This window comes from Kitasatospora sp. NPDC051164, from assembly GCF_044455625.1.
In the GTDB taxonomy this organism is placed as follows: Bacteria; Actinomycetota; Actinomycetes; order Streptomycetales; family Streptomycetaceae; genus Kitasatospora.
In genome coordinates this window covers 523,595-550,246 of sequence record NZ_JBITFB010000002.1, presented here as the reverse complement: position 1 = coordinate 550,246, position 26,652 = coordinate 523,595, and the positions used below count along the sequence as shown (strand labels likewise).

Sequence of the window (26,652 nt, the reverse complement as noted above, 5' to 3'; positions counted from 1 at the left end):
AGGCAGTTCGGGAAGGCGATCGCGGAGTTCCAGGGGATCCAGTTCATGCTGGCGGACATGGCGATGAAGCTGGAGGCGGCGCGTCAGCTGACGTACGCGGCGGCGGCGAAGTCGCAGCGCGGGGACTCGGATCTGACGTTCTTCGGTGCGGCGGCGAAGTGTTTCGCGTCGGACGCGGCGATGGAGATCACGACGGACGCGGTGCAGTTGCTGGGTGGGTACGGGTACACCCGTGACTACCCGGTGGAGCGGATGATGCGGGACGCGAAGATCACGCAGATCTACGAGGGCACCAACCAGGTCCAGCGCATCGTCATGGCCCGCAACCTCCCGTAATCCGGGCCTGACCTGCACCGACGGCCGGACCGCAGCGCGGCCCGGCCGTCGGCGCCCACGGCGGTGCGCCGATGCTAGGTTCCGGAGAATGAGCGAGAAGGAAGAGCAGGACCTGCCCATGAACGACGGGCCCGCCAAGCCCGCGATGCGCGAGGCGCTGGTCGCCGCGGCCTTCGAGCTCTTCCTGGAGCGCGGCTTCGAGCAGACCACCGTCGACGACATCGTCTCGCTGGCCGGCGTCGGCCGGCGCTCCTTCTTCCGCTACTTCCCGGCGAAGGAGGACGTGGTCTTCCCCGACCACGAGCGCAGCCTCGCCGAGATGACCGAGTTCCTGGACTCCGGCAGCGGCGAGGAGGACCCGGTCAAGCACGCCTGCGACGCCGCCCGCCTGGTCCTGCGGATGTACGCCGAGCAGCCCTCCTTCTCCGTGCAGCGCTACCGGCTGACCCGCAAGGTGCCCGGCCTGCGGGCGTACGAGCTGTCCGTTGTCTGGCGCTACGAGCACACCCTCGCCGCCTACCTGCGCGACCGCTACGCCGACCGCCCGGACGGCCCACTGCGCGCGGACGTGATCGCCGCCGCGGTCGTCGCCGCGCACAACCACGCCCTGCGCACCTGGCTGCGGTCGGGCGGGGAGAGCGACTGGGTGGCCGAGGTGGACGCGGCGATGGCCTTCGTCACCGGCACCTGGAGCGACCGGCCGTCCGAGACCGCCGGCGAGGGCGAGTCCGACGAGGTCGTGGTCCTGGTCGCCAGTCGGCGGGCCCCGCTGTGGCGCATGGTCCAGGGCATCGAGAGCGCCCTCGGCGGCGACACCCGGCAGGCCTGACCGGCAGGCCCGACCGTCGAGGCCTGACCGACGTGGCCTTACCGGGCACGCCTGACGGTGGGCTCGCCGGGCCGTTCCTCGGCTCACCCGTACGGCGCAACTGCGCTCGGGCCGGGCCCGGTTGACGGCCCGCGCGCATTGCCTGCGCGCCGCTGCCCGGCTTCGGCACCGCACCCGCCCTCGCCGTCGGGCCGGCGGCCTCCGCCGCCGCCGTCACCCGCCTGCCGGTCACCAGCGCCGTCCTCGCCACCGCCCTGCTCGGCGGCGAGGCGGCGAACGCGATGCCGCTGCTGATCGTTGCCACGGTGACGGCGTTCATCACCGGCGAGGCGCTCCGGAGCCGGCCGAGACGTGACACCGCCCGGCCGGCACCCGGAAGGCATCCAGCCAGGCCCGGCCCTCGGGGGGAGCGCGGACCAGGACGGCCCGTCGGTCGTTGGGGTCGGGGGAGCGGCGGGCCAGGCCCTCCCGTTCCAGGGTGTCCACCAGGCCGGTGACATTGCGCGAACTCACCCCGCCGGCCTGCGCCGACATGTTCGGTGCGCTGGAAACCCCTGCGGGGGACAGGAAGTGAACATCCGTCGATTCGCGGGTGGCCGCGCCGCCGCATGCGCCATAACGGAGGGGTCCCTGCCCCATCCCTGCCCCCACCGGCTCCGGCTCCGACTCCGACTCCGAGGACCCCACCCATGCCGATCAGCAACTACGGCGTGCTCGCCGCCACCGCCGTCGACCGGCGCCGCGAAGGCGGCACCGACACCCCGCACTACCAGATCCACCTGCGCGACGGGCAGGGCACCGACTACCGCGCGGCGGTCAACGTCCTCTCCCAGCAGGCCCCTTCGGACCTGCTCTACATCGTCGCCGAGAACTTCCGGCACCCCGTCACCGAACTCCTCCCGCCGGCCGGCAGCGGCTGGAACCCGCTGCCCTCCCGGCCCGGCACAGCGAGCCTGGACTTCGTCCGCGGGCACCTCTTCGACCCCGCCGCGATGCGCGTCCTGCCGCCCGACACCCCGGGCGCGGACAACGACCTCGCCGACCTGCTCGACCACTACGTCCAGCAGGCCACCGCCGACCCGGCCGCCACCCTCTACGTCTTCGGCCAGCGCTTCGGCCCCGAACCGGCCGTTCCCGACAAGGTGTTCGGCTTCCTCCCCGGCAACGGCGTACACGACATCCACCTGAACCAGGGCAACAGCGGCCGCTTCACGAGCGACGACGGCGTCTACCAGGACGGCGGCCTGCTCATCCACCTGCCCGCCCTGGACCGCTGGACCGCGATCTTCCTCGCCTTCCAGTCCCAGTCCTGGCACACCGACGACCGCACCGGCCACACCATCCCCACCCGCACCTCCGTCCCGCACCCCACCCGGCACCACGAGCCCGCCGACCGGCAGCACTGAGGCCGACCCCGCCGCCGCCCGGCCCGGTGATCGGGCCGGGCGGCGGGGCGTTCCGGGATTCTTCGGGATGCTCCGGGATTCCCCGGGAAACGCAAAAGAACCCCAGAAGATTCTGGGGTTCCTGCTGGTGTCCGAGGGGGGACTTGAACCCCCACGCCCGATAAAGGGCACTAGCACCTCAAGCTAGCGCGTCTGCCATTCCGCCACCCGGACTAGGTGTCGCCCTCGCGGCTTCCGATCTCTCGTCCGTCGCGCTGACAGATGTAACTGTAGCAAAGATCGGCTTGGGCTCCCAAAACGGTTCCGGACCGGGGTGCGGGACGGGTGGCGGGAACAAGGGGCCGCGTGTGGCGGGGGCGTGACCAGGGGGTTTCGAGGACGTACGGGGGGTGGATCCGGGTCGGGGGCTGGGGGAGGATGGACGGACGTGCTCGTACGGCCCGGGTGCAGGTCCTGGGGATGGCGCGCTGGTGCGTCGGTGCGGGCCAGAGACGAGGAGTGACCGTGAGCGAGCGGAGCGAGTCGGCGGCGTCGAAGGTGACGGCTGAGTCGGAAGTCGCCGGGATCTGTCGCGATCTGATCCGGATCGACACCAGCAACTACGGCGACGGCTCCGGCCCGGGCGAGCGCAAGGCGGCCGAGTACGTGGCCGAGCAGCTCGCCGAGTTCGGGCTCGAGCCGAAGATCTTCGAGTCGGCCAAGGGTCGTGCCTCGACGGTGGTCCGGATCGAGGGCGAGGACCGTTCCCGCCCGGGCCTGCTGATCCACGGCCACACCGACGTGGTGCCGGCCAACGCGGCGGACTGGACGTACGACCCGTTCGGCGGCGAGATCGCCGACGGCTGCGTCTGGGGCCGCGGCGCGGTCGACATGAAGGACATGGACGCGATGACCCTGGCGGTCATCCGGGACCGGCTGCGCACCGGGCGCAAGCCCCCGCGCGACATCGTGCTGGCCTTCCTCGCCGACGAGGAGGCCGGCGGCACGTACGGGGCGCGCTACCTGGTGGACAAGCACCCGGGGCTGTTCGAGGGTGTGACCGAGGCGATCGGCGAGGTCGGCGGCTTCTCCTTCACGGTCAACGACCAGGTCCGCCTCTACCTGGTGGAGACGGCCGAGAAGGGCATGCACTGGATGCGCCTGACGGTCGAGGGCCGGGCCGGCCACGGCTCGATGGAGAACGACGACAACGCGATCACCGAGCTGTGCGAGGCGGTCGCCCGGCTCGGCCGGCACCAGTTCCCGCTGCGGATCACCAAGACCGTCCGGGCCTTTCTGGACGAGCTGTCGGACGCGCTCGGGGTCGAGCTGGACCCGGAGAACATGGACGAGACGCTGCGCGTCCTCGGCGGCATCGCCAAGATGATCGGCACCACGCTGCGCAACACCGCCCAGCCGACCATGCTCGGCGCCGGGTACAAGGTGAACGTGATCCCCGGTCAGGCCACCGCGCACGTGGACGGGCGCTTCCTGCCCGGCTACGAGGAGGAGTTCCTGGCCGAGCTGGACAGCGTGCTCGGCCCGCGGGTGAAGCGCGAGAGCCTGCACTCGGACAAGGCGATCGAGACCGGCTTCGACGGGGCGCTGGTCGAGGCGATGCAGACCGCGCTGCGGGCCGAGGACCCGATCGCCCGCGCGGTGCCGTACTGCCTGTCGGGCGGGACGGACGCCAAGTCTTTCCAGGACCTGGGGATCCGCTGCTTCGGCTTCGCGCCGCTGCAGCTGCCGCCGGAGCTGGACTTCGCGGGGATGTTCCACGGCGTGGACGAGCGGGTGCCGGTGGACGGCCTGAAGTTCGGGGTCCGGGTGCTCGACCGGTTCATCGACGCCTGCTGATCGCGCCGCGCCTGCTGATCAGACGACTGGGTCGGCCCGTTCCCGGGGTGCCGGGGGCGGGCCGACCGCATTGTCGGAGCTGATGATTGTGGGACGGGTTCGGGGAGATCGACAGAAACGATTCTGCCGAGAAATGCTCGCCGATCATGTGTGCGAGACCTCACCGTTGCGAGTGAATGGGAAATCTGTTCCGTACCCCGTTTGCCGCAGCGTCGTTCATCCCTGTGCAGCCCGCCGAACGGGTTGCGCTGTCCACACAGGAGGAATGATGAAGGTCAAGAAGATCGCCGCTGTCGCCGCCGCCACCGGTGGCCTGGTGCTCGCCGCCGCCGGTGTCGCGTCCGCTCACGCGGGTGCCGACGGTATGGCCGCCGGTTCCCCGGGTGTCGCCTCGGGCAACCAGATCCAGGTTCCGGTGCACATCCCGGTGAACGTCTGTGGCAACACCGTCAGCGTGATCGGCGTGCTGAACCCGGCGTTCGGCAACCACTGCGCCAACATCTGAGCCGACGTCCGGGCCGCTGAGGCCTGTTGAGTGGACTCGACCCGGCCCCCGGGCGGCGGACGCGCCGCACCGGGGGCGTTCGCGTGCGCGGGGCCGTGATACACGACCGACGACATGATCGCTCGATCGAGTGAAGCCACAGCGTTCGGCCCAACCTAGTCGTTCGCCCGTCGTTAACTCCTGTGCAGTCGAAGACCTTGCGTGATTGATGGATAGACCAAAATTCCGACTTTCATAAGGTTCACGTCAACGTCGACGCTCGTCTCGAAAACGTCCCGAAAACGTCAGGGGAAAACATGAGGAATGTAGCCAAGAAGGGGATCCTCACGGCCGTGGCCACCGGCAGTGTGCTGGCCTCGACCGCCGGCTACGCCTACGCGGGCGCCGAGGCACAGGGGGGTGCCGTCGGGTCACCCGGCGTCGCCTCGGGCAACTCGGTGCAGGTGCCGGTCGAGGTGCCGATCAACGTCTGTGGCAACACGGTCGACGTGATCGGTGCGCTGAACCCGTCGTTCGGCAACCGCTGCGCCAATGCCGGCAGCGGCCGTCACACGGCGCCCCAGGGCGGTCAGCCCGGTCAGTCCGGCGGCGGCACCGCGAGCTCCGGCACCGGCGGGAACCGGGGCACCACCGCCTCGGGCTCCTCCGCCTCCGGCACCGCCGCGGGATCGCCCGGCGTCGCCTCCGGCAACAGCATCCAGGCCCCCGTGCACGTCCCGGTCAACGCCTGCGGCAACTCCGTCAACGTGGCCGGCGTCGGCAACCCGGCCTTCGGCAACGACTGCGGCAACGTGGCGAAGCCCGCCCCGGCCCCCGCCCCGAAGCCGAGCGACGACTGCTCCGAGAGCAGCCACCCGGCCCCGCCGCATCCCGGGGGCGAGACCCCCCCGGGCAACCCGCGCAACGGCAGCCCGTCCACCACGACCCCCGCCGCGCCTACCGCCAACGGCGGCCCGAGCGTCCAGGTCGTCCCGGCCGCCGCGCGTACGTCGGCCCCGGCCGCCACCGCGCCCGGCGCCCCCGTCGACAGCCAGCTGGCCTCCACCGGCGCCGGCGGTGTCGAGATGCTCGGCGCGGCCGGGCTGGCGCTGCTGCTCGGCGGTGGCGTGCTCTACCGCCGCGCCCGCGCCGGGGCCCGCTGAACCCGTAGGCCGCGGCCCCAGTAGGCCGTGGACGCGATAAGTCCGCGGGCCCGGTAGGCGGTGGACCCGGTGGATCGCGGACCCGGGCCTGCTCACGCGCGGCTGCGCGCACCCGCCGCGGAAACGACGCACCCGCGGTCGCCGGATGATCCGGCGACCGCGGGTGCGCGAAGGTTTCGTGCCGGCTCCCGCCCGGGGCAAGGCGACCCGCCCGTCACCAGTTCCGGACCTGGCGGATGATCCTCCGCTTGAGCCGGACCGTCCGGCTGCCGTCCGGGAACAGCCTCAGCCGGTCGAGCTCCCAGTGCCCGTACTCGGCATGCTCGGTGAGCAGTTGGCGTGCCGCGTTCCGCGTGGTGCCACGCGGCATGCGCAGCGACTGGTACTCGTACTCCGGCTGCCGGACCGGCTTGCTTGGGATCAAAACGCTCCTCCTGGGGATCACCTGCGGGCAAGCCTACGGCCTGCCCCGGACAGTCGGCCCGGGTATTTCCGGCCGTCCTCCGGTGCGAAAGCGGCGGCCCGAGGGCTCGCGGCCTGAACGGTCGACTGACAGTGCATCAGTTCTGTTGCGCCTGTGGAGGGGATACCCCGATCCCGGCGCGGGAAGCGAGGCCAGGGCGGCCCCGCCCGACCCGCCGCGCGCCCTCTGCGCCCGTCCCACGCCGGTACCACGGGGGGACGTACCTGTGCAGATCGGACATCAGGGCGGAAGTTGCGGTGAAATCGCGGGTGTAGGTGACAACCGCTGTGCGTACCGACACCGCGGGGAGATAGCGTCTGCACCATGTCTGATGCCGCGCAGCCAACCATTGCCGAGGTACGCGCCGCCGCTGAGGCGGTCAAGGCCGCCATCGACCGTCATCTGGAAGCGGTGTCAAGCCCCAACGCAGTCGATGATCCCGCCGTGTCCGCCGCCTACGAGCAGCTCGCGACGGCGGCCATCGCCTACGACCAACTCCTGTACGAGGCCTACGACGAGGTCACGCCCTTCGAGATCCCCGGGGACGAGGGGCCCGGCGGGTACCACGGCCCCGAACAGCCCGAGGCGATCAGCGTGCTGATCCGCCGTGACTACCACGTCGTGGACCCGAAGCGGTTGCGCGCCCAGGCCGAGCGCCTGGACGAGTCGCTGACCCCGGGCGGGGCCGGTGCGGGCGGGGTGAACGCCGCGATCGGCGTGCTGTTCGGCGAGTACGAGCCGGACGAGATCGCCGCCCGCAGCGAGGAGTTCGGTCTGGAGGAGGGGGACTCGACGCTCTGGGTCGCGGCGGCCGAGCCGACCGAGCCGGGGGAGTGGCTGCCGGAGCCTTTCGAGCACGCCGACCCGCAGCTGCTGATCTGCCGGTTCGACGTGAGCGAGGTCTACGACGACGAGGACCCGGACGACTGACTCCGTCCGGGACGGACGACGGGCGGGCCCCCCACCATCGGGGGCCCGCCCGTCGCGCTTCTGCGGCTGAGCCTGTCCGCGCCTCGGCGCACCGGGTTCCAGCGAACCGGGTTCCAGCGAACCGAGTCTCAGTGCATCGGCCTCAGGCCTCCGGGGCGGCGTTCTCGGCGAGGACCGCCCGCAGCCGGGTGGTACGCGGCTGCGCCGGGCGCTCGGCGACGGCCTGGGCGAGGGCCGGGCCCGCCGCGTGCACCACGGACAGGTGCCGCTCGGCCCGGCCGAAGGCGGTGTAGACCCACTGCCGGGTGAGCGCCGGAGCGGCGTCCTCCGGGAGCACGACCACCGCGCCCGGCCAGCGACGGCCGAGCGCCTGGTGGACCGTCAGCGCCCAGCCGTGCCGCAGCCGGGCGGCCTCGGCGGGCGGGACGGTCCGGTGCGAGCCGTCCGCGTACTCCAGGTGCAGGCCGGTCGCGTCGCCGTCCAGCACCCGGGCCGGGCGGGTGATGCCGGGCGCGGGGGAGTCGACCACCCGGTCGCCCGGGTCGAAGCCGCCGAACCGGCCGGGGCCGGGGTTGAGCCGCGCCTTGGCGGCGGCGTTCAGCGCCCGGGTGCCGGCCGCACCGCCGTGGCCGGGGGTGAGCAGCACCACCTGCTCGGCGGGGATGCCGAGGGCGCGCGGGATGGAGTCGGTGAGCAGCTGGATGGCTCGGTGGACGGCCTCGCCGGCGTCCTTGGCGGTCAGGATGACCACCTCCTTGTCCGGCGCCTCGACCGGCTGGAGTTCGCCGATGCCGATGCCGGAGACCAGCTCGCCGATCGGGCCGAAGTCCGGGGTGCGGGAGGCGACCGCCGGGCAGACCTTGGCGGCCAGCAGGTCGGCGAAGAAGCGGCCGGGGCCGGCCGACCAGAGCTGGCCCGGGTCGCCGCTGAGCACCAGCCGGGTGCCGTCGGCGAGCGACTCCAGGACGGTCGCGGCCAGTTCGACGTCCAGCAACGGGGCGTCCAGGACGACCAGCAGGTCCAGGGCGAGCGTGCCGTCCGGGGCGCGGCCGGGGCCGGCCGCGCCGGAGAGCAGGTCGGCGAGGGTAACCACGGGGAGTCCGGCCGCCCCGCTCCCCGCGAGCGCGAGGAAGGAGTCCCGGCCCTGGTCGGTCCAGGTGGCGGCCCAGGCCCGCAGCCCGAGACCCCGGGCGGCAGCGATCAGTGCCACCGGTTCGGCGCGGGCCGCCTCGCCGCCGGTGTGCAGCACCAGGGCGCTGTCGGCGACGGCGCGGATGAGGGCGGTCGCGGAAGAGGAGGGCGCGGCCTCGGCGGCCGCCTCCCAGGCGGCCGGGCCGGGGGCAGCTCCGGTCTGCGCGTCGGCCTCATCCTCCGTCTCGGCCTCGGCTTCGGCCTCCGCGTCGGGCTCGGCGGTGTCCTCGCCGGGCACGAAGGTGGCCATCAGCTGGAGCAGCTTCTCCGCGAGGCTGACCTCCGCCATCGCCGGCCCCTCCAGCGCGAGCAGCGTCCGGGTCGGCGGCTCGTCGTCCTCGCCGCCCGCCGCGTGCGCCTCGGCCCCGGTGAGCTCCTCTTGGGAGGGCAGCACCCGCCCGTCCTCGACGGCGGCCTGGACCGCGGCGACCGGGTCCGGCATCCGGAGCCGGTCGAGCCCGGCGGTCACCTCGGCCAGTTCCAGGGCCGAGTGCCCGCGCAGCGCCGCCTGCTCCAGCAGCCACTGCACCAGTGCCTGGGCGCGGCGAGGGTCGCCCGGCTCGGCGTCGGGGCCGAGCAGTCCGCGGGCGAAGCCGTCCGCCTGCTCGGGACGGACACCGGGCAGGCCCAGCACCGCCCACGGGTCCTCGCGCAGCCGCTCGGCGGCGTCGTCGCCGAGCTCGGCCACGGCGGCGGCCGCCAGTTCGGCCGGGGCGCCGCCGGCGGTCAGCACCGCGGCGGTGGCGCCGAGCGCGTCACCGGGATGAAGGTCGGGCACCACCGCAGCCGGGGCAGCCGGGGCAGCCGGGGCAGCGGGAGCGGCCGGACCGCTCCCGCCCGCAGCGTCCGCAACGGGAGCCTTGGGCCCCGACGGCGGCTGCCGGACCGGTTCCTGCGGAGCCGAGGCTCGGGGCGCCGACCCCTGCGCGGCGATCTCCCGCATCCGCTGCGCCAGTTCCGCGACCTTCGCCGCCTTCTCCTCGGGGGTCAGCTGGGCCCCGGCCGTCGCCTCCGGAGCGCCGTTCCCCGTGTCACTCATCGTCGTCCGCTCCAAAGGTCACTCCACTACACGTTCCACTCGACGATCCGGCCCGGGCGTCACAGCTCGGTCCACCCCTGGTCCGGGTAGCGGTGCACGGGCGACGAGATGTCGTCCAGCGCGCTGCGGATCTCACCCGGAAGCGTAAGCGCCTCCACCGACAACGCCGCCTGCAGCTGTGCCACGGTCCGCGCCCCGACCAGCGCGCTCGCGACTCCGGGCCGGTCCCGGACCCAGGCGAGGGCGACCGCCAGCGGGCTGCTGGCGAGCCCGTCGGCGGCGGTGGCGAGGGCGTCCACGATCCGCCGCGAGCGCTCCCCGAGGTACGGCTGGACGAAGCCGCTCAGGTACGGCGAGGCGCCGCGCGAGTCCTGCGGGACGCCGTGCCGGTACTTGCCGGTGAGCACCCCGCGGCCGAGCGGCGAGCCGGCCAGCACGCCGATCCCGGCGTCCAGGGCGGCGGGCAGGGCCTCGCGTTCGATCCCGCGCTGCAGCAGCGAGTACTCCACCTGTGCCCCGGCCAGCGCCACCCGTCCGTGGTGGGCGTGCTGCCAGGTGGCGGCCTTGGCGAGCTGCCAGCCGCTGAAGTCGCAGACCCCGACGTAGCGGGCGCGCCCGGAGGAGACGGCGATGTCGAGGGCGCTGAGGGTCTCCTCGACCGGGGTCGTCGGGTCGAAGGAGTGCACCTGCCACAGGTCGACGTAGTCGGTGCCGAGGCGGTGCAGCGAGGCGTCCAGGGCGGCGAGCAGGTGGCCGCGCGAGCCGTCGAAGCGGCGAACGCTCTCGGGGACGCTGCCGGCCTTGGTGGCGATGACGAGTTCGGAGCGGGGGATGAGGTTGTCGGTGAGCCGGGAGATCAGGTATTCGGCGCCGCCGTCGGCGTACACGTCGGCGGTGTCGACCAGGTTGCCGCCGGCGTCGACGAACTCCTTGAGCTGCTCGGCGGCCTCGTGCTCGTCGGTGTCGCGGCCCCAGGTCATGGTGCCGAGGCCGAGCCGGGAGACCTGTAGGCCGGTACGGCCCAGGTGACGCTGTTCCATCGGACGGGCCTTTCACTGGCCGGTGGCCCCGGGCGGTTCCGGTAGCCGTGTAAACGCGCAGGTGGGGCGTGCGCTCCCCACGTCGGCTGAGCGTAGCGGCCGGTGCTCGGGCGGGGGCGAAGACCCGCAGGACGTCGACGGCCGGTGCGGCCGGGGGCGCGTGTGACCCAGACCACCACTACTCGTCAGTAGCATGTCCGGCGCGGGCGCGGTTACCCTCGGCCCGACCCCAATCCACTGGAAGGTGCGGCAGATGCGACTCGGTATCAACCTCGGCTACTGGGGACTCGGCATGGACGCCGACAACATCGCCGTGGCCCAGGAGGCGGACCGGCTCGGCTACGCGGTCTGCTGGGCGGCGGAGGCGTACGGCTCGGACGCCGCGACGGTGCTCAGCTACGTCGCCGCGAAGACCGAGCGGATCGACGTCGGTTCGGCCATCTTCCAGATCCCGGCCCGCACGCCGGCGATGACGGCGATGACCGCCGCGACCCTGGACACCCTCTCCGGCGGCCGGTTCCGCCTGGGCCTCGGCGTCTCCGGCCCGCAGGTCTCCGAGGGCTGGTACGGCGTGAAGTTCGACAAGCCGCTGGCCCGCACCCGCGAGTACGTGGAGATCATCCGCAAGGCGATGTCCCGCGAGCGCCTGGTCCACGAGGGCGCGAACTGGACGCTGCCGCTGCCCGGTGGCCCGGGCAAGCCGATCAAGCTCACCGTGCACCCGGTGCGCGAGCACATCCCGCTGTACATCGCCGCGATCGGCCCGAAGAACCTGGAGCTGACCGGCGAGATCGCCGACGGCTGGCTCGGCATCTTCTTCTCGCCCGAGCACGCCGCGATGTCCCTCGACCCGCTGACGGCCGGCCGCGCCAAGGCCGGGAAGACGCTGGACGGCTTCGACCTCTGCCCGACCGTGAACCTGGCGGTCGGAGAGGACATCAAGGCCGGGGTCGACGGCTTGCGCTCGTACGCCGCGCTCTACATCGGCGGCATGGGCAGCAAGGAGAAGAACTTCTACAACCAGCTGACCCGGCGGATGGGCTTCGAGCAGGCCGCCGACGAGATCCAGGAGAAGTACCTGGCCAGGGACTACGCGGGCGCCGCGGCCGCCGTCCCGCACGACCTGATCGACGCCACCTCGCTGATCGGCGACACCGCCCGGATCGCCGACCGGATGCAGGCCTACGCCGACGCGGGCGTCACCACGCTCACCCTGGCGCCCTCCGGCTTCACCCTGGACGAGCGGATCCGGGCGCTGCGCACGGGCGTCGAGGCGCTGGAGCGCGCCGGCCTGGCGTAGGACGCGCCGGGGAACGGGCGGCACTACAGCCAGTCGTGCCGCTTGAACACCCGGTGCAGGGCCACGCAGACCACGGCCATCAGGGCCAGCACCGCCGGGTACCCCCAGGGCTGGTGCAGTTCCGGCATGTCGTCGAAGTTCATGCCGTAGATGCCCGCGATCATCGTCGGCACGGCGGCCAGCGCCGCCCAGGCCGAGATCTTCCGCATGTCGTTGTTCTGCTGCACGCTGACCTGCGCCAGGTTGGCGTTGAGGATGTCGGTCAGCAGCCGGTCCATGCCGTCCACCTGGTCGTTGACCCGGGCCAGGTGGTCGGCGACGTCCCGCAGGTAGGGCGCCGTCTCGGGGCGGACGAAGCGGGCGCCGCGCTCCAGCGTCAGCATCGGCTCCAGCAGCGGGCCGGTGGCGCGGCGCACGGACATCACCTGGCGCTTGTAGCCGTAGATCCGCCCGGCGGTGTCGCGGCCGACCCGGCCGGGGGTGAAGATGTCCGACTCCAGCTCGTCCAGGTCGGTCTGCAGCGCGGTGGCCACCTCCACGTAGCCGTCCACGATGGTGTCGGCGACCGAGTGGAGCACCGAACTGGGCCCGTAGCGCAGCAGTTCGGGCTCCTTCTCCAGCCGGGCCCGCAGGTCGCCGAGCGGGCTGTCCTCGCCGTGCCGGACGGTCATCACGAAGTCGCGGCCGAGGAAGACCATCACCTCGCCGATCGTGACGACGTGCGCGCCGGGGGCGTAGCCGAGGGTCTTCAGGGTGAGGAACAGCGAGCCCTGGTAGGCCTCGGCCTTGGGGCGCTGGTGGGCGCTGACGGCGTCCTCGACGGCCAGCGGGTGCAGTGCGAACTGCCGGCCGACGTGGTCGAGTTCCTCGGCGGTCGGCTCGAAGAGGCCTATCCAGACGAAGCCGTCCGGACCGGCCGCGCGGGCGGCGGCGAGCGCGCCGGCCAGGTCGTCGGGGGCCTCGATCCGGCGGCCGTCGCAGTAGGCGGCGCAGTGGACGATCATGCGGGCCATTGTCACCCGATCGCGGCCGTCCGGCACGGATCCGGAGCGGATCCACCCCGGATCCGCCCCTGATCCACCCCGGAGCCGGGGCGGAACGGCCCCACCGCCCGGCCCGCCGGACCCGGGACCGGGCAGATAACCGGACGGTAACCGGCCCCCACGGCCCTGCCCGGAGGCCGTAGGCTGAGCCCCATGCCCACCCTGCTGCTCGTCCGTCACGGCCGCTCCACCGCGAACACCGCCGGAATCCTGGCCGGTTGGACCCCCGGCGTGGATCTCGACGACACCGGGCGCGCGCAGGCCGCCGCGCTGGCCGACCGGCTGGCCGGCATCCCGCTGGCGCAGGCCGTCAGCAGCCCGCTGGAGCGCTGTCGGCAGACGCTGGAGCCGCTGCTGGCCGCCCGGCCGGAGCTGGCCGAGCCGACCGAGGACGAGCGGCTGGGGGAGTGCCACTACGGCGCGTGGACCGGTCGTCCGCTGGCCGAGCTGGCCAAGGAACCGCTCTGGCGCACCGTCCAGGACCACGCGGCCGCCGCGGCCTTCCCCGGCGGAGAGTCGCTGCGCGAGCTGAGCCACCGCACGGTGAGCGCGGTGCGCGAGTGGAACGGGAAGGTCGCCGCCGAGCACGGCGAGGACGCGGTCTGGATCGCCTGCTCGCACGGCGACGTGATCAAGGCGGTGGTGGCCGACGCGCTCGGCCTGCACCTGGACCACTTCCAGCGGATCAGCGTCGAGCCCTGCTCGGTCACCGCGATCCGCTACACCCCGCACCGGCCCTTCGTGCTGAGGATGGGCGACACCGGCGACCTCGCCTCGCTGGCGCCGAGGACCGGCCCCGCCCCGGCCACCCCGGCCGGCGACGCGGTGGTCGGCGGCACCGCCTGAGCGGCGCCGCCGGTGGCACGAGCCCGCGGCGCCGCCCCACAGTGCCGATTCACACTGCCCGACCCGTGGCGCAAGCCCGCGGCACCCGTCCGAGCGGCACCGCCCGGGCGCCCGCGTGTCACCCCGCCCGCGGCCGTCGGCTCGGCTCCCCGGCCGACGCCCGAAGGTCGTAGGGTGACTAACGAGTCCGAACACCCGCGATCCCCCACGGCGGATTCGCGCCGACCGACACGATCCGGAGCGAGAGCGTGACCCGTCAGGTCTACTTCTACGACCAGCCCGAACGGTTCGTGGCCGGCACCGTCGGCCAGCCCGGCGCCAGGGCGTTCTACCTGCAGGCCAGCGCCCGGGGCCGGATCACCAGCGTGCTGCTGGAGAAGACCCAGGTCGCGGCGCTCGCCGAGCGCATCGAGGAGGTCCTGGACGAGGCGCTGCGGCGCAGCGGCGGCGACGCCTCCATCCCGGCCGCCGCCCCGAAGGACCTGCTCGACACCGCCCCGCTCGACCTGCCGCTGGAGCAGGAGTTCCGGGTCGGCACGATGGCCCTGGCCTGGGACAGCGTGGACGGCTGCCTGGTTGTCGAGGCGCAGGCGCTGGTCGAGGAAGAGGAAGAGGAGGAGGACGCCGCCGAGGCGGTCTTCACCGACGACGACACCGGCCCGGACATGCTGCGGGTGCGGCTGACCGGCGCGATGGCCCGGGTGTTCGCCAAGCGCGCGCTGGACCTGGTCGCGGCCGGCCGCAAGCCCTGCCCGTTCTGCAACCTGCCGCTCGACCCGGAGGGCCACCTGTGCCCGCGCGCGAACGGCTACCGGCGCTGAACACCGAGACCCCGCCGCAGGCCGACCCGACGGCCGCCGCCGCGCTGGCCGCCGACGTGCCCACCGCCCTCGCGCTGCTGCGCCAGGGCGAGCTGACCGTGCACGGCCGGCTCACCGACGCCTCCAACGCCGCGCTGTACTGCACGGTCGCCCACGGCTCGCTCAGCGCGCAGGCCGTCTACAAGCCGGTGGCCGGCGAGCGCCCGCTCTGGGACTTCCCGGACGGCACGCTGGCCGGCCGCGAGGTCGCCGCGTACGAACTGTCCGCCGCGACCGGCTGGGCGCTGATCCCGCCCACCGTGCTGCGCGACGGCCCGCACGGACCCGGCATGGTGCAGCTGTGGGTCGAGCCTGACCCGCAGGCCGAGCCGCTGCTCGCGCTGCAGGACCCGCGCGGCCCGGAGGAGGGCTGGCTGCCGATCGTCCGGGCCGAGGTGGAGGGCGGGCGCACCGCGCTGCTGGTGCACCACGACGACCGGCAGCTGCGCCGGCTCGCCGTACTGGACGCGGTGCTCAACAATGCCGACCGCAAGGGCGGCCACCTGATCCCGGCCGCCGACGGCCGGGTGTACGGCATCGACCACGGCGTCACCTTCAACACCGAGGGCAAGCTGCGCACCCTGCTCTGGGGTTGGGCGGGGGACCCGCTGCCCGTCGAGGCGCTGGAGGTGCTGGCCCGGCTCGCCGAGCAGCTGGACGGCGAGCTCGCCGAGCGCCTCGCCCCGCACCTGACGGGGGCGGAGCTGGACGCGACCCGGTCCCGGGTGGCCGAGCTGCGCGGCTCCGGCCGCCATCCGCTGCCCTCCGAGGACTGGCCCGCGATCCCCTGGCCGCCGGTGTAGGGACGGTCCGGAGCCTGCCGGTCGATGGTCTGGACCTGTCCCCGGAACAGGTCGCACACTGCTCCGATGGACGCGCGACGGACCACCCCCACCCCCCGCAGCTCGCCGGACCTGCCGTTGCACCGCCTGCAGGTCCCGCTGCCCCAGCTGCTCCCGTTCGCCATCGGCAGCTTCGCCACGATCGGCCCGCTCTCCCGGGCGGGCTTCCCCCACCGGCACTCGTTCCACGAGATCGTCCACGTCACCGGCGGCCGCGGCGCCCACGTCCTGGACCTGGTCCACCGGCCGCTGGCGCCACCGCAGTTGTGCGTGATCACCCCTGGCCAGGTGCACTACTGGGCGGAGGCCGAGGAACTCACCGGCCGGGTCCTCCTGTTCAACGAGGACTTCCTGCTCGGCCACCCGCAGGACCTCGCCGCCTTACGGGCCCTGGCCGCCCGCCCCGCCCTCGCGCTCGGCGCGCAGGCCGACGCGATCGGCGCCCTGTTCGCCGACATGGAGCGCGAGTATCTGACCAGGGCGCCGGGCTACCAGGGCGTGCTGCGGGCCAGCCTGCACATCCTGATCGTCCGGGCACTGCGCGCCTGCGCCCCGGCCGACCGCCCCGTGGTGCCCACCCGTCCGGCCGAAGTGGCCTCCGCCTTCACCCGGTTGATCGCCGAGCCGGGCGGGGTGCGGCACTCGGTGGCCTCCACGGCCCAGGAACTCGGTGTCTCCCCGGGTCACTTGCAGACCCTGGTCAAGCAGGCCACCGGCCGCACGCCGGGCGGGCTGATCCGCCGCCAGCAGGCCCTGGAAGCCAAACGGCTGCTCGCCTGCACGGATTTGACGATCCGCCAGGTAGCCAAGGAGGCGGGCTTCGCGGACCCGGCGTACTTCTGTCGCTTCTTCCGCCGGGAGACCGGGATGACCCCGGGGGAGTTCCGGGCGCGGGTCGACGGAAATCACCACGATCCCCGGATCATGTCCATCGCGGTCGCGCCGGACGGCCCGTAACTTTACTGCTGGCCACCGGTGGCCGGCCCGGGGCCCTCGGATGGGCGACCGGTCAGGTCCTTGTCATGCCCCCACCATGGCAAGGACCGCCCCCCACCTTACGAGCACCCCGTCTCACGAGAGCCTCGGCCTCACGAGAACGCCGGCCTTGCGAGACCCCCGCCTCACGAGAAGGAGACGGCGCATGCCCACGCCCGACGGCATGATCAGCCGCAAGACCGTCCTGAAGGCCGCCGTCGCGCTCGGGGCCGCCCCGCTGCTGGTCGGCGGCGGGGCCGCACTGGCCCGCGAGCAGGCCGGCGCCGGCCGGGCCCCGGACCTCACCCCCGAGTGCCACGACGGCGACGACCCCACGATCGAGCAGACCGAAGGCCCCTACTTCAAGCCGAACTCCCCGCTGCGCAGCTCCATGGTCGACGACGGCCCCGGCACCCGGCTGGTCGTCAGCGGCTACGTCTTCGGCCGCGCCTGCCGGCCCGTCTCCGGCGTGCTGCTGGACTTCTGGCAGGCCGACGACAACGGCGCCTACGACAACGTCGGCTACACCTTCCGAGGCCACCAGTTCAGCGACGCGGGCGGCGCGTTCAAGCTGGACACCATCGTGCCCGGCCTCTACCCGGGCCGCACCCGGCACATCCACGTCAAGCTCCAGGCTCCCGGCCGCCCGGTCGTCACCACCCAGCTGTACTTCCCGGGTGAGCCGCGCAACAGCACCGACACCATCTACGACGCCCGGCTGCTGATGAACGTCCGGCAGAACGGCAACGTCCGCGAGGGCAGCTACGACTTCGTGCTGGACGTGCCGCAGACCCCCGGCACGCCGAGCCCGACGCCCACGCCCACTCCCACCGGGACGCCCACCACGCCGCCGAGCGGCAGCTGGGCCCCGGGCACCTCCTACCGCGCGGGCGACCGCGTCACCTACTCCGGCGTCTCCTACGTCTGCCTCCAGGCACACACCGCCATGGTCGGCTGGGAACCGCCGAACGTGCCGGCCCTCTGGCAGCGGTCGTAGCGGCTCCGGCTGCGTCCCCCGGGGAGCCGGGCGCCCGGTCGGCGGCAGGCCGGCCGGGCGCTCAACCCTGCCCGGACCGGGGCAGGCTCCCTGGCGGGCGTCCTGGCGGGGTCGAAAATCCGTGCAATACCAGTCGGGAAGCGGTCAAGCAATGGCAGGAAGCGAATCCAGTCGATCTTGCGCACTGGTTAGGCTTTCAAATGTTCGCAAGGTTAAAGTTGTTTCCATGCATGCCTGGCCCGCCTCCGAGGTTCCCGCCCTGCCTGGTCAGGGTCTCCCCCTCCGTATCCACGACACCGCAGCGGGTACGGTCCGGGAGGTCGTGCCGCAGGACGGCACCGCCCGGATCTACGTCTGCGGTATCACCCCCTACGACGCGACCCACATGGGCCACGCCGCCACCTACAACGCGTTCGACCTGGTCCAGCGCGTCTGGAAGGACGCCGGCCACGACGTCCTGTACATCCAGAACGTGACCGACGTGGACGACCCGCTGCTGCAGCGCGCGGTCGAGACCGGCCAGGACTGGACCGCCCTGGCCGAGCGCGAGACGGCCCTGTTCCGCGAGGACATGACCGCACTGCGCATGCTCCCGCCGGCCCACTACGTCGGCGCCGTCGAGTCGATCCCGTGGATCGTCCCGATCGTCCAGAAGCTGCTGGCCGCCGGCGCGGCCTACAAGGTCGACGGCGACATCTACTTCTCGGTCGACGCCGACCCGCACTTCGGCGAGGTCTCCGGCCTCACCCGCGAGGCCATGCGCCCGGTCTTCGCCGAGCGCGGCGGCGACCCGGACCGCCCCGGCAAGCGCAACCCGCTGGACGCCCTGCTCTGGCTGGCCGCCCGCCCCGGCGAGCCCGCCTGGGACACCGAGCTCGGCCACGGCCGCCCCGGCTGGCACATCGAGTGCGTCGCCATCGCGCTGCAGTACCTCGGCATGTCCTTCGACATCCAGGGCGGCGGCAGCGACCTCTCCTTCCCGCACCACGAGATGGGCGCCGCGCACGCCCAGGTCGCCACCGGCACCCACCCGTACGCCCAGGCGTACGTGCACGCCGGCATGGTCGCCCTGGACGGCCAGAAGATGTCCAAGTCCCGCGGCAACCTGGTCTTCGTGTCGGCGGTGCGCCGCGATGGCGTCGACCCGGCGGCGATCCGCCTGGCGCTGCTCGCGCACCACTACCGCGCGGACTGGGAGTGGACCAAGGACGTCCTGGACGAGGCCGTCGAGCGCCTCGCCCGCTGGCGCGCCGCGGTCTCCCGGCCGGACGGCCCGTCGGCCGAGCAGCTGCTCGCAGAGGTCCGCACGGCGCTCGCGAACGACCTGGACGCGCCCGCCGCGCTGGCCGCCGTCGACCGCTGGGCCGAGCGGCAGGAGGCCGAGGGCGGCACCGACATCGGCGCACCCGGGCTGGTGTCCCGCACCGTGGACGCCCTGCTCGGCGTCGCACTGTAGGCCCGCCGTAGTCCCGCTGTAGGCCCGCTGCCGTCACGCACCGCAACGCCGAAGGGGCGTCAGGACCAAGTGTCCTGACGCCCCTTCGGCGGTTCCGGGCGACGCCCGGTGACTACTCCTCCTCGGCGCCGTCCTGGCCCTCCCGGGCCGTGCCCGGCGCCTCCGGCTCGGCCGGCCGCTCCGCCGTGGCGTGCCCGGACACCGGCTTCTCGCCGGTCGGCCCGACGTTCTCCCGGCGGCGCAGGTAGCGCTCGAACTCGCGGGCGATGGCGTCCCCGGAGGCCTCCGGCAGCTCCGCAGTGTCCTGCGCCTCCTCCAACTGCTGGACGTACTCGGCGACCTCGCTGTCCTCGGCGGCCAGCTGGTCCACGCCGAGCTGCCAGGCCCGGGCGTCCTCGCCGAGTTCGCCTGGCGGGATGCGCAGGTCCAGCAGGTCCTCCAGCTTGTTGAGCAGGGCCAGCGTCGCCTTGGGGTTCGGCGGCTGCGAGACGTAGTGCGGCACCGCCGCCCAGAGCGTCACGGCCGGGACCCCGGCGTGCGTGCAGGCCTCCTGGAGCACGCCGACGATGCCGGTCGGGCCCTCGTACCGGCTCTCCTCCAGGTCCAGCCGGCGAGCCAGCTCCGGGTCGGAGGTGACCCCGCTGACCGGCACCGGGCGGCTGTGCGGGGTGTCGCCGAGCAGTGCGCCCAGGATCACCACCAGCTCGATGCCCAGCTCGTGCGCGAAGCCCAGCAGCTCGTTGCAGAACGAGCGCCAGCGCATGCTCGGCTCGATGCCGCGGACCAGCACGACGTCCCGGGGCGTCGGCTCGGTCACCCGGATCACCGAGAGCCGGGTGGTCGGCCAGGTGATCCGGCGGATGCCGCCGTCCAGCCAGATCGTGGGCCGGTTGACCTGGAAGTCGTAGTAGTCCTCCGCGTCCAGGGCGGCGATCACCTTGCCGCCCCAGGTCTCGTCCAGATGCGCCAGGGCCGCGGAGGCGGCGTCGCCCGCGTCGTTCCAGCCCTCGAAGGCGCAGACCATCACCGGGTCGATCAACTCGGGAACATCTTCCAGCTCGATCACCCAGCGTCTCCCTCCGGTCGGCGGCCTGGCCGGCACCGCCCCGGCTGGTTTGCCGGGGCGCCGACGGGCCGGCTGCCGACTGTCGAACCTCTCGTCTCCCATGGAACGCCTCGCCCCATGGTCCCTACCTGCCCAGCCTACGGGCTTTGATGCGCACCGCGGCCGGGCACCGGGACAGTCTGGGGGAGCCGGCCGCCCCGATCCAGCGGATATCGGGACCCCGCCGACTGACGGGCCGTCAGTCGGCGGGCGGGCGCGGACCGCGTCCGCCCGGTGGCGTGGTGCGACGGGCGTGCCGCGACGGCCCGGCGGCGCGATGATGAACAGGCGCGACGATGAACGGACGGGGGCCGGGCGGAAGGGGCCGGACCGATGAACCGATGGCTGTGGACCGGCGCGGGCGCGGCCGCGCTGACCGGTGCCGCGCTGATGGTGGTGGCAGCGGACCGGGCCGGGCGCCGACTGCCGGTGGAGCACGTCACCGAGGGCGGACTGGAGCTCCACCAGCCGCCCGGCGCGGTCTGGGACGTGCTGACCGACATCGACCTCTACCCGGCCTGGCGCCCGGGCCTCACCCACGTCGAGCGGCTGCCCGCCGCGGCCGGCGGCCGGGTGCGCTGGCGCGAGTACGACCGGCACGGGCACACCACGTACGAGGTGGTGGCGAGCGAGGCTCCGCACCGCCTGGTCACCGGCATCGCCGACCAGGACCTGCCGTACGGCGGCACCTGGACGTACGTGCTCACCCCGGCCGGGCCGGGCTGCTCGCTGACCGTCACCGAGCGGGGCGAGGTCCGCCGGCCGATCGACCGGGCCGTCTCGCACTACCTGACCGGCGAGGACGCGACCGTCCACCGCTACCTGGGCGCCCTGGCCCACCGGCTGGCCGGCTGACGGGCGGCGGCTACCGGACGTCCACCCAGCCGCGCCGGTACGCCGCCCAGTTCTCCGGCGTCGAGGCGAAGTCCACGTACAGCGCGACGCCGAAGTTCGGCCGCCGCAGGTCCTCCCGGCCCAGGCCCAGCCGGACGCCGCGGACGGCCGCGTCGACGGTCTCGGCGTCGCCCCAGTGGCCCCATTTGTCGTCCCAGTAGAACGGCAGGCCGATCAGCAGGTCCACGTCGGCCGGGGTGGCCCGCAGGGCGAGTTCGGTCTGCCGGGCGACGTAGCCGCCGTACAGCGGTTCGGTCGGCATCGAGGTGTCGTAGGTCATCACGGCGATCTGGTCGACCCGGCGGGCGGTCGCGGCGAAGTACGCCGCGTCCCACCACTTGCCGTGGTCGGTGAGCAGGATCCCGGCCGTGTGCAGGCCCGGCACCGGGTCGATCTGCGGAGCCGCGACCGACAGCTTGGCGCCGCGTGCCGCGGTGACCGGGCGGACCTGGTCGAGCAGGGCCAGCCAGCCCGCCGAACCGGGGCGGATCGGCTCCATGTCGAAGTGCACGCCGTCGAAGCCGAGGTCCAGCACCTGGCGGGCGGAGCCGGTCACCCGGTCCCGGGTGGCGGCGTCCTCGAGGTCCAGGGCGTCCTTCTCCGGCTTGACCTCGTCGCCCAGCCAGCTCTGCAGCCGTACGTCGGGCAGTGCCCGGTGCACGGTGTCGGTGAACCAGCGGGCCCGTGGGTGGACGGCGGGCGGCAGCGAGCCGTCGTGCTCCAGCGGGCCGGTGTGCACGTACAGGTCGCGGATGCCGGTGCCGGCCAGCTGCTGCACCAGCGCCGTGACGTCGGCCTCGGTCTTGCGGCCGTCCACCCAGGCGTGGCCGAGCCAGACCGCGTCCCGGCCCCGGGTGCGGGCCTCGGCGGCCGGTTCACCCACATAGTGCAGCCGGATCGCGACGAACAGCGAGCCGAGCGCGGCGACCGGCACCGCCGCCGCCAGCGCCAGGACCAGCAGGGTCCGGCGCCACCGGGACCACCCCCGCCATCGGCTGCGCAGCGCCCGGAACGGGGCCGCCAGGGCCCCGCCGATCCGCCGCGCGCAGGTCCGGAATCGGGCCATGCGCTTGCTCCCCCCTTGCGGTCGAGCGCTCAGGATACGGAACGGGCCCCGGACCGACCCGTCGGCCGGATACCCTGACCACGTGCCTCCCCGACCAAGCGGGGGTGCAAAGCCGACAGCCGTCGCACCAGGGAGAAGCCCCATGGCCACTGCAGCCAATCCGTCCATCACTGCGCAGAGCCGCGCGAACGCGCTGCGTGAAGCACTCGCCACGAGGGTGGTGGTCGCCGACGGTGCGATGGGCACCATGCTCCAGGCGCAGGACCCGACGCTGGAGGACTTCCAGAACCTCGAAGGGTGCAACGAGGTCCTCAACATCACCCGGCCCGACATCGTCCGCTCCGTCCACGAGGCCTACTTCGGCGTGGGCGTGGACTGCGTGGAGACCAACACCTTCGGCGCGAACTTCTCCGCGCTCGGCGAGTACGAGATCCCCGACCGGATCTTCGAGCTGTCCGAGGCCGGCGCCCGGATCGCCCGCGAGAGCGCCGACGCGCACAGCGCCGCGGACGGCCGCACCCGCTGGGTGCTCGGCTCGATCGGCCCCGGTACCAAGCTGCCGACCCTCGGCCACGCCCCGTACGAGACGCTGCGGGACGGCTTCCAGCAGAACGCGGCCGGCCTGATCGCCGGCGGCGCCGACGCCCTGCTGGTCGAGACCAGCCAGGACCTGCTGCAGACCAAGGCCGCCATCCTGGGCTCCAAGCGCGCCCTGGCCGAGGCCGGGCTGGACCTGCCGGTGCTGGTGCAGGTGACGGTGGAGACCACCGGCACCATGCTGCTCGGCTCCGAGATCGGCGCCGCGCTCACCGCGCTGGAGCCGCTCGGCGTGGACTACATCGGCCTCAACTGCGCCACCGGCCCGGCCGAGATGAGCGAGCACCTGCGCTACCTGGCCAAGAACGCCCGGATCGGCCTGTCCTGCATGCCGAACGCGGGCCTGCCGGTGCTCGGCAAGGACGGCGCCCACTACCCGCTCAGCCCGGTCGAGCTGGCCGACGCGCACGACGTGTTCACCCGTGAGTACGGCCTCTCGCTGGTCGGCGGCTGCTGCGGCACCACGCCCGAGCACCTGCGCGCCGTGGTCGAGCGGGTCCAGGGCCGCGAGATCGCCGTGCGCGATCCGCAGCCCGAGCCCTCGGCGGCCTCGCTGTACCAGGCGGTGCCGTTCCGCCAGGACACCTCGTACCTGGCGATCGGCGAGCGCACCAACGCCAACGGCTCGAAGAAGTTCCGCGAGTCGATGCTGGCCGGCGACTGGCAGGCCTGCGTGGAGATCGCCCGTGACCAGATCCGGGACGGCTCCCACCTGCTGGACCTCTGCGTGGACTACGTCGGCCGCGACGGCGTCGCCGACATGAAGGAGATCGCCGGCCGCCTGGCCACCGCCTCCACCCTGCCGATCGTGCTGGACTCCACCGAGCCGCCGGTGCTGCGGGCCGGCCTGGAGGCCCTCGGCGGCCGCGCGGTGCTCAACTCGGTCAACTACGAGGACGGCAACGCCCCCGACTCGCGCTTCGGCCGGATCGCCTCGCTGGCGCGCGAGCACGGTGCCGGCCTGATCGCGCTGACCATCGACGAGCAGGGCCAGGCCCGCACCGCCGACGCCAAGGTGGAGATCGCCGAGCGGCTGATCTCCGAGCTCACCGCCGACTACGGCATCGACGAGGGCTCGATCCTGGTCGACTGCCTCACCTTCACCCTGGCCACCGGCCAGGAGGAGTCCCGCCGGGACGGCATCGAGACCATCGAGGCGATCCGCGAGCTCAAGCGCCGCCACCCGAAGGTGCAGACCACGCTCGGCCTGTCCAACATCTCCTTCGGCCTCAACCCGGCCGCCCGCGTGGTGCTCAACTCGGTCTTCCTGCACGAGTGCGTGGAGGCCGGCCTGGACTCGGCGATCGTGCACGCCTCCAAGATCCTGCCGATCTCCCGGATCCCCGAGGACCAGCGCGAGACCGCCCTCGACCTGGTCTACGACCGTCGCCGGGACGGCTACGACCCGCTGCAGCGCCTGCTGGAGCTGTTCGAGGGCGTCTCCTCGGCCTCGGTCAAGGCCTCCAAGGCCGAGGAGCTGGCCGCGCTCCCGCTGGAGGAGCGGCTGCAGCGCCGGATCATCGACGGCGAGCGGAACGGCCTGGAGGCCGACCTGGACGAGGCGCTGGCCGGCCGCCCGGCACTGGAGATCATCAACGACACCCTGCTGGCCGGCATGAAGGTGGTCGGCGAGCTCTTCGGCTCCGGCCAGATGCAGCTGCCGTTCGTGCTCCAGTCCGCCGAGGTGATGAAGACCGCGGTGGCCCACCTGGAGCCGCACATGGAGAAGTCCGACAACGAGGGCAAGGGCACCATCGTGCTGGCCACCGTCAAGGGCGACGTCCACGACATCGGCAAGAACCTGGTCGACATCATCCTGTCCAACAACGGCTACAACGTGGTCAACCTGGGCATCAAGCAGCCGGTCTCGGCGATCCTGGACGCCGCGCAGGAGCACAAGGCGGACGTGATCGGGATGTCCGGCCTGCTGGTGAAGTCGACCGTGATCATGAAGGAGAACCTGGAGGAGCTCAACCAGCGCAAGCTGGCCGCGAGCTACCCGGTGATCCTCGGCGGCGCCGCGCTCACCCGGGCCTACGTCGAGCAGGACCTGCACGAGATCTACGAGGGCGAGGTCCGCTACGCCCGGGACGCCTTCGAGGGCCTGCGGCTGATGGACGCGCTGATCGCGGTCAAGCGCGGCGTGCCCGGCGCGACCCTGCCCGAGCTCAAGCAGCGCCGACACGCCCGGGTCGAGGTGGAGGAACCGGAGCCCGAGGTCAACCTCGGCCAGATCCGCTCCGACGTCACCGTCGACAACACCGTGCCCACCCCGCCGTTCTGGGGCGACCGGATCGTCAAGGGCATCCCGTTCGCCGACTACGCCTCCTGGCTGGACGAGGACGCGCTGTTCAAGGGGCAGTGGGGCCTGAAGGCCGCGCGCGCCGGAGACGGGCCGTCGTACGAGGAGCTGGTGGAGACCGAGGGCCGGCCGCGGCTGCGGGCCTGGCTGGACCGGCTGCAGACCGAGGGCTGGCTGGAGGCGGCCGTGGTCTACGGCTACTACCCGGCCAACTCCAAGGGCGACGACCTGATCGTCTTCCACGAGGACGGCACCGAGCGCACCCGCTTCACCTTCCCGCGCCAGCGCCGCGGCCGCCGGCTCTGCCTGGCCGACTTCTTCCGCCCGGAGGAGTCCGGCGTGCGGGACGTGGTCGGCCTGCAGGTGGTCACCATGGGCAACCGGATCTCGGAGGCGGCCAACGAGCTGTTCGCCGGGAACTCCTACCGCGACTACCTGGAGCTGCACGGCCTGTCGGTGCAGCTGGCCGAGGCGCTGGCCGAGTTCTGGCACGCCCGGGTCCGCTACGAGCTGGGCTTCTCCGGCGAGGACCCGCAGGACGTCAAGGACATGTTCGCGCTCAAGTACCGGGGCGCCCGCTTCTCCCTCGGCTACGGGGCCTGCCCGGAGCTGGAGGACCGCGCCAAGATCGCCGAGCTGCTGAAGCCCGAGCGGATCGGCGTGGTGCTCTCCGAGGAGTTCCAGCTGCACCCGGAGCAGTCCACCGACGCGATCGTGATCCACCACCCGGAGGCGAAGTACTTCAACGCCCGGTAATCCCTCCGTCCCGCTCCGTTCGCTCTTTCCGGACGAAGCGGGCGTATCCTGGATGATCCTGAACGGGCCGGTCCGCTCACCAGCGGGCCGGCCTGTGCCATCCCCGGGTGCGCCCGGGGCCTGCCGGAAGGATCCCACCATGACCACCAGCCCCACCGCCACCCGTGTCCTGGACCACGGGGACGACCGCGGTCTGCAGGCGGTGCTGCTGGACATGGACGGGACGCTGGTGGACACCGAGGACTTCTGGTGGCAGGCCGAGGTCTCGCTCTTCGCCGAGCTGGGCCACGAGCTGGACGAGGCGGACCGCGCCCATGTGGTCGGCGGCCCGATGACCCGGGTGATGGACTACCTGGTCGCCCGGACCGGGGTGGACATCGCCCCGGCCGACCTGGGCGTGCTGGTCAACCAGCGCTTCGTGGACCTGTTGGCCGGCGGCGTACCGCTCATGCCGGGCGCCGAGCGGCTGCTCAACACCCTTGCCGCGCACGGGATCCCGGCCGCCATGGTGTCCGCCTCGCACCGGCACGTGATCGACATCGTGCTCCGTTCGCTGGGCGCCCACCACTTCGCCTTCACCATCGGCGGGGACGAGGTGCCGCGCACCAAGCCGTTCCCGGACCCGTACCTGGAGGCGGCCCGCCGGCTGGGTGCGGAGCCGACCCGCTGCGTGGTCGTCGAGGACACCCCGACCGGGGTGCGCGCGGGCGAGGCGGCCGGCTGCCCGGTGATCGCGGTGCCCTCGGTGGCGGCGATCGAGCCGGCCCCCGGGCGGCTGGTGCTGCCCTCGCTGGAGCAGGTCGACCTCGACCTGTTGCGCTCGCTGGTCGCCTCGCGGGTCTGACGGGCCGTCAGTTTGAGTGTGATTGTCATCTCATTGCGGCCTGCCCCTACCG

24 protein-coding genes and 1 tRNA gene are annotated in these 26,652 nt (G+C 73.1%); 17 read left to right on the top strand and 8 right to left on the bottom strand.

Features of this window, described 5'->3' with window-relative positions; genetic code table 11:
* Positions 1-336: acyl-CoA dehydrogenase family protein (locus ACIBEC_RS05070; RefSeq protein ID WP_360498192.1), on the top strand; the 336-nt coding region annotated here is incomplete at its 5' end.
* Positions 337-424: 88 nt separating this feature from the next.
* Positions 425-1,165: a TetR family transcriptional regulator gene (locus ACIBEC_RS05065; protein ID WP_360498194.1), complete on the top strand. Its 741-nt coding sequence runs from the start codon at positions 425-427 to the stop codon at positions 1,163-1,165.
* A gap of 318 nt (positions 1,166-1,483) precedes the next feature.
* Here ACIBEC_RS05065 and ACIBEC_RS05060 read toward each other — a convergent pair whose 3' ends face one another.
* A complete protein-coding gene (locus ACIBEC_RS05060; protein ID WP_360498196.1) occupies positions 1,484-1,699 on the bottom strand; it encodes a MarR family transcriptional regulator in 216 nt (71 codons plus the stop codon).
* A 155-nt stretch (positions 1,700-1,854) separates the two neighbouring features.
* Between ACIBEC_RS05060 and ACIBEC_RS05055 the strand changes: the two genes are divergently transcribed.
* Positions 1,855-2,571 (top strand): YukJ family protein, encoded by a 717-nt coding sequence (locus tag ACIBEC_RS05055; RefSeq protein ID WP_360498198.1) that lies wholly within the window; start codon positions 1,855-1,857, stop codon positions 2,569-2,571.
* A gap of 125 nt (positions 2,572-2,696) precedes the next feature.
* On the opposite strand, the gene ACIBEC_RS05050 is transcribed toward ACIBEC_RS05055, so the two are convergent.
* Positions 2,697-2,784: transfer RNA gene (locus ACIBEC_RS05050), tRNA-Leu, on the bottom strand.
* A gap of 246 nt (positions 2,785-3,030) precedes the next feature.
* Between ACIBEC_RS05050 and ACIBEC_RS05045 the strand changes: the two genes are divergently transcribed.
* The 3 genes from ACIBEC_RS05045 (at position 3,031) to ACIBEC_RS05035 (ending at position 6,054) form a co-directional block, all read left to right on the top strand.
* The gene (locus ACIBEC_RS05045; protein ID WP_396287738.1) at positions 3,031-4,407 is read left to right on the top strand and encodes a M20/M25/M40 family metallo-hydrolase; all 1,377 of its coding nucleotides are present in this window, start codon (positions 3,031-3,033) and stop codon (positions 4,405-4,407) included.
* Positions 4,408-4,675: 268 nt separating this feature from the next.
* Positions 4,676-4,912, top strand: coding sequence for a chaplin (locus ACIBEC_RS05040; protein ID WP_360498202.1), 237 nt, complete (start codon positions 4,676-4,678; stop codon positions 4,910-4,912).
* A 296-nt stretch (positions 4,913-5,208) separates the two neighbouring features.
* Positions 5,209-6,054 carry a chaplin gene (locus ACIBEC_RS05035; RefSeq protein WP_360498204.1) on the top strand — a complete coding sequence of 282 codons (846 nt, stop codon included), beginning with the start codon at positions 5,209-5,211 and terminating at the stop codon, positions 6,052-6,054.
* A 214-nt stretch (positions 6,055-6,268) separates the two neighbouring features.
* On the opposite strand, the gene ACIBEC_RS05030 is transcribed toward ACIBEC_RS05035, so the two are convergent.
* Entirely contained in the window at positions 6,269-6,475 is a 207-nt protein-coding gene (locus tag ACIBEC_RS05030) for a DUF5703 family protein (protein WP_360498519.1), read from the bottom strand.
* A gap of 366 nt (positions 6,476-6,841) precedes the next feature.
* Here ACIBEC_RS05030 and ACIBEC_RS05025 point away from each other — a divergent pair, with 366 nt between their 5' ends.
* Entirely contained in the window at positions 6,842-7,447 is a 606-nt protein-coding gene (locus ACIBEC_RS05025) for a hypothetical protein (RefSeq protein ID WP_360498206.1), read from the top strand.
* 142 nt (positions 7,448-7,589) lie between these two features.
* Here the strand turns inward: ACIBEC_RS05025 and ACIBEC_RS05020 are convergent, their stop codons facing one another.
* Positions 7,590-9,677 (bottom strand): helix-hairpin-helix domain-containing protein, encoded by a 2,088-nt coding sequence (locus ACIBEC_RS05020; RefSeq protein WP_360498208.1) that lies wholly within the window; start codon positions 9,675-9,677, stop codon positions 7,590-7,592.
* A 59-nt stretch (positions 9,678-9,736) separates the two neighbouring features.
* On the bottom strand, positions 9,737-10,717 hold the full coding sequence (locus ACIBEC_RS05015) for an aldo/keto reductase (protein ID WP_360498210.1): 981 nt from the start codon (positions 10,715-10,717) through the stop codon (positions 9,737-9,739).
* 253 nt (positions 10,718-10,970) lie between these two features.
* On the opposite strand from ACIBEC_RS05015, the gene ACIBEC_RS05010 reads away from it, so the two are divergent.
* The gene (locus ACIBEC_RS05010) at positions 10,971-12,017 is read left to right on the top strand and encodes an LLM class F420-dependent oxidoreductase (RefSeq protein ID WP_360498212.1); all 1,047 of its coding nucleotides are present in this window, start codon (positions 10,971-10,973) and stop codon (positions 12,015-12,017) included.
* A 23-nt stretch (positions 12,018-12,040) separates the two neighbouring features.
* Here ACIBEC_RS05010 and ACIBEC_RS05005 read toward each other — a convergent pair whose 3' ends face one another.
* Positions 12,041-13,021, bottom strand: a complete 981-nt coding sequence (locus tag ACIBEC_RS05005) for a magnesium and cobalt transport protein CorA (RefSeq protein ID WP_360498214.1) — start codon at positions 13,019-13,021, stop codon at positions 12,041-12,043.
* A 192-nt stretch (positions 13,022-13,213) separates the two neighbouring features.
* On the opposite strand from ACIBEC_RS05005, the gene ACIBEC_RS05000 reads away from it, so the two are divergent.
* The 6 genes from ACIBEC_RS05000 (at position 13,214) to mshC (ending at position 19,036) form a co-directional block, all read left to right on the top strand.
* The gene (locus ACIBEC_RS05000; protein ID WP_360498216.1) at positions 13,214-13,906 is read left to right on the top strand and encodes a histidine phosphatase family protein; all 693 of its coding nucleotides are present in this window, start codon (positions 13,214-13,216) and stop codon (positions 13,904-13,906) included.
* A gap of 248 nt (positions 13,907-14,154) precedes the next feature.
* Positions 14,155-14,727, top strand: coding sequence for a DUF3090 family protein (locus ACIBEC_RS04995; RefSeq protein ID WP_360498218.1), 573 nt, complete (start codon positions 14,155-14,157; stop codon positions 14,725-14,727).
* Between the two features lie 44 nt (positions 14,728-14,771).
* The gene (locus ACIBEC_RS04990) at positions 14,772-15,569 is read left to right on the top strand and encodes an SCO1664 family protein (protein ID WP_360498521.1); all 798 of its coding nucleotides are present in this window, start codon (positions 14,772-14,774) and stop codon (positions 15,567-15,569) included.
* A 66-nt stretch (positions 15,570-15,635) separates the two neighbouring features.
* Complete coding sequence (locus ACIBEC_RS04985; protein WP_360498220.1) at positions 15,636-16,565, top strand: AraC family transcriptional regulator; 930 nt, start codon at positions 15,636-15,638, stop codon at positions 16,563-16,565.
* A gap of 184 nt (positions 16,566-16,749) precedes the next feature.
* Complete coding sequence (locus ACIBEC_RS04980) at positions 16,750-17,580, top strand: carbohydrate-binding protein (protein ID WP_360498222.1); 831 nt, start codon at positions 16,750-16,752, stop codon at positions 17,578-17,580.
* Between the two features lie 226 nt (positions 17,581-17,806).
* Positions 17,807-19,036: a cysteine--1-D-myo-inosityl 2-amino-2-deoxy-alpha-D-glucopyranoside ligase gene (gene mshC, locus ACIBEC_RS04975; RefSeq protein WP_360498224.1), complete on the top strand. Its 1,230-nt coding sequence runs from the start codon at positions 17,807-17,809 to the stop codon at positions 19,034-19,036.
* A 112-nt stretch (positions 19,037-19,148) separates the two neighbouring features.
* Here mshC and ACIBEC_RS04970 read toward each other — a convergent pair whose 3' ends face one another.
* Entirely contained in the window at positions 19,149-20,102 is a 954-nt protein-coding gene (locus ACIBEC_RS04970) for a PAC2 family protein (RefSeq protein WP_360498226.1), read from the bottom strand.
* 372 nt (positions 20,103-20,474) lie between these two features.
* On the opposite strand from ACIBEC_RS04970, the gene ACIBEC_RS04965 reads away from it, so the two are divergent.
* Positions 20,475-20,996, top strand: a complete 522-nt coding sequence (locus ACIBEC_RS04965; RefSeq protein ID WP_360498228.1) for an SRPBCC family protein — start codon at positions 20,475-20,477, stop codon at positions 20,994-20,996.
* Between the two features lie 10 nt (positions 20,997-21,006).
* Here ACIBEC_RS04965 and ACIBEC_RS04960 read toward each other — a convergent pair whose 3' ends face one another.
* Positions 21,007-22,101 (bottom strand): hypothetical protein, encoded by a 1,095-nt coding sequence (locus ACIBEC_RS04960; protein ID WP_360498230.1) that lies wholly within the window; start codon positions 22,099-22,101, stop codon positions 21,007-21,009.
* Between the two features lie 142 nt (positions 22,102-22,243).
* Between ACIBEC_RS04960 and metH the strand changes: the two genes are divergently transcribed.
* Both metH and ACIBEC_RS04950 read left to right on the top strand, forming a co-directional pair.
* Complete coding sequence (gene metH / locus ACIBEC_RS04955; RefSeq protein WP_360498232.1) at positions 22,244-25,756, top strand: methionine synthase; 3,513 nt, start codon at positions 22,244-22,246, stop codon at positions 25,754-25,756.
* 139 nt (positions 25,757-25,895) lie between these two features.
* Complete coding sequence (locus ACIBEC_RS04950; protein ID WP_360498234.1) at positions 25,896-26,600, top strand: HAD family phosphatase; 705 nt, start codon at positions 25,896-25,898, stop codon at positions 26,598-26,600.
* Positions 26,601-26,652: the final 52 nt, after the last annotated feature.

Coding starts and splice junctions, on each gene's coding strand:
- ACIBEC_RS05060 (WP_360498196.1), bottom strand. CDS start 1,699: ATGTCGGCGCAGGCCGGCGGGGTGAGTTCGCGCAATGTCACCGGCCTG.
- ACIBEC_RS05005 (WP_360498214.1), bottom strand. CDS start 13,021: ATGATCGTCCACTGCGCCGCCTACTGCGACGGCCGCCGGATCGAGGCC.
- ACIBEC_RS05015 (WP_360498210.1), bottom strand. CDS start 10,717: ATGGAACAGCGTCACCTGGGCCGTACCGGCCTACAGGTCTCCCGGCTC.
- metH (WP_360498232.1), top strand. CDS start 22,244: ATGGCCACTGCAGCCAATCCGTCCATCACTGCGCAGAGCCGCGCGAAC.
- ACIBEC_RS04960 (WP_360498230.1), bottom strand. CDS start 22,101: ATGGCCCGATTCCGGACCTGCGCGCGGCGGATCGGCGGGGCCCTGGCG.
- ACIBEC_RS04980 (WP_360498222.1), top strand. CDS start 16,750: ATGCCCACGCCCGACGGCATGATCAGCCGCAAGACCGTCCTGAAGGCC.
- ACIBEC_RS05010 (WP_360498212.1), top strand. CDS start 10,971: ATGCGACTCGGTATCAACCTCGGCTACTGGGGACTCGGCATGGACGCC.
- ACIBEC_RS05020 (WP_360498208.1), bottom strand. CDS start 9,677: ATGAGTGACACGGGGAACGGCGCTCCGGAGGCGACGGCCGGGGCCCAG.
- ACIBEC_RS05045 (WP_396287738.1), top strand. CDS start 3,031: ATGGCGCGCTGGTGCGTCGGTGCGGGCCAGAGACGAGGAGTGACCGTG.
- mshC (WP_360498224.1), top strand. CDS start 17,807: ATGCATGCCTGGCCCGCCTCCGAGGTTCCCGCCCTGCCTGGTCAGGGT.
- ACIBEC_RS04985 (WP_360498220.1), top strand. CDS start 15,636: ATGGACGCGCGACGGACCACCCCCACCCCCCGCAGCTCGCCGGACCTG.
- ACIBEC_RS04950 (WP_360498234.1), top strand. CDS start 25,896: ATGACCACCAGCCCCACCGCCACCCGTGTCCTGGACCACGGGGACGAC.
- ACIBEC_RS05040 (WP_360498202.1), top strand. CDS start 4,676: ATGAAGGTCAAGAAGATCGCCGCTGTCGCCGCCGCCACCGGTGGCCTG.
- ACIBEC_RS05065 (WP_360498194.1), top strand. CDS start 425: ATGAGCGAGAAGGAAGAGCAGGACCTGCCCATGAACGACGGGCCCGCC.
- ACIBEC_RS04965 (WP_360498228.1), top strand. CDS start 20,475: ATGAACCGATGGCTGTGGACCGGCGCGGGCGCGGCCGCGCTGACCGGT.
- ACIBEC_RS05025 (WP_360498206.1), top strand. CDS start 6,842: ATGTCTGATGCCGCGCAGCCAACCATTGCCGAGGTACGCGCCGCCGCT.
- ACIBEC_RS05000 (WP_360498216.1), top strand. CDS start 13,214: ATGCCCACCCTGCTGCTCGTCCGTCACGGCCGCTCCACCGCGAACACC.
- ACIBEC_RS05035 (WP_360498204.1), top strand. CDS start 5,209: ATGAGGAATGTAGCCAAGAAGGGGATCCTCACGGCCGTGGCCACCGGC.
- ACIBEC_RS05055 (WP_360498198.1), top strand. CDS start 1,855: ATGCCGATCAGCAACTACGGCGTGCTCGCCGCCACCGCCGTCGACCGG.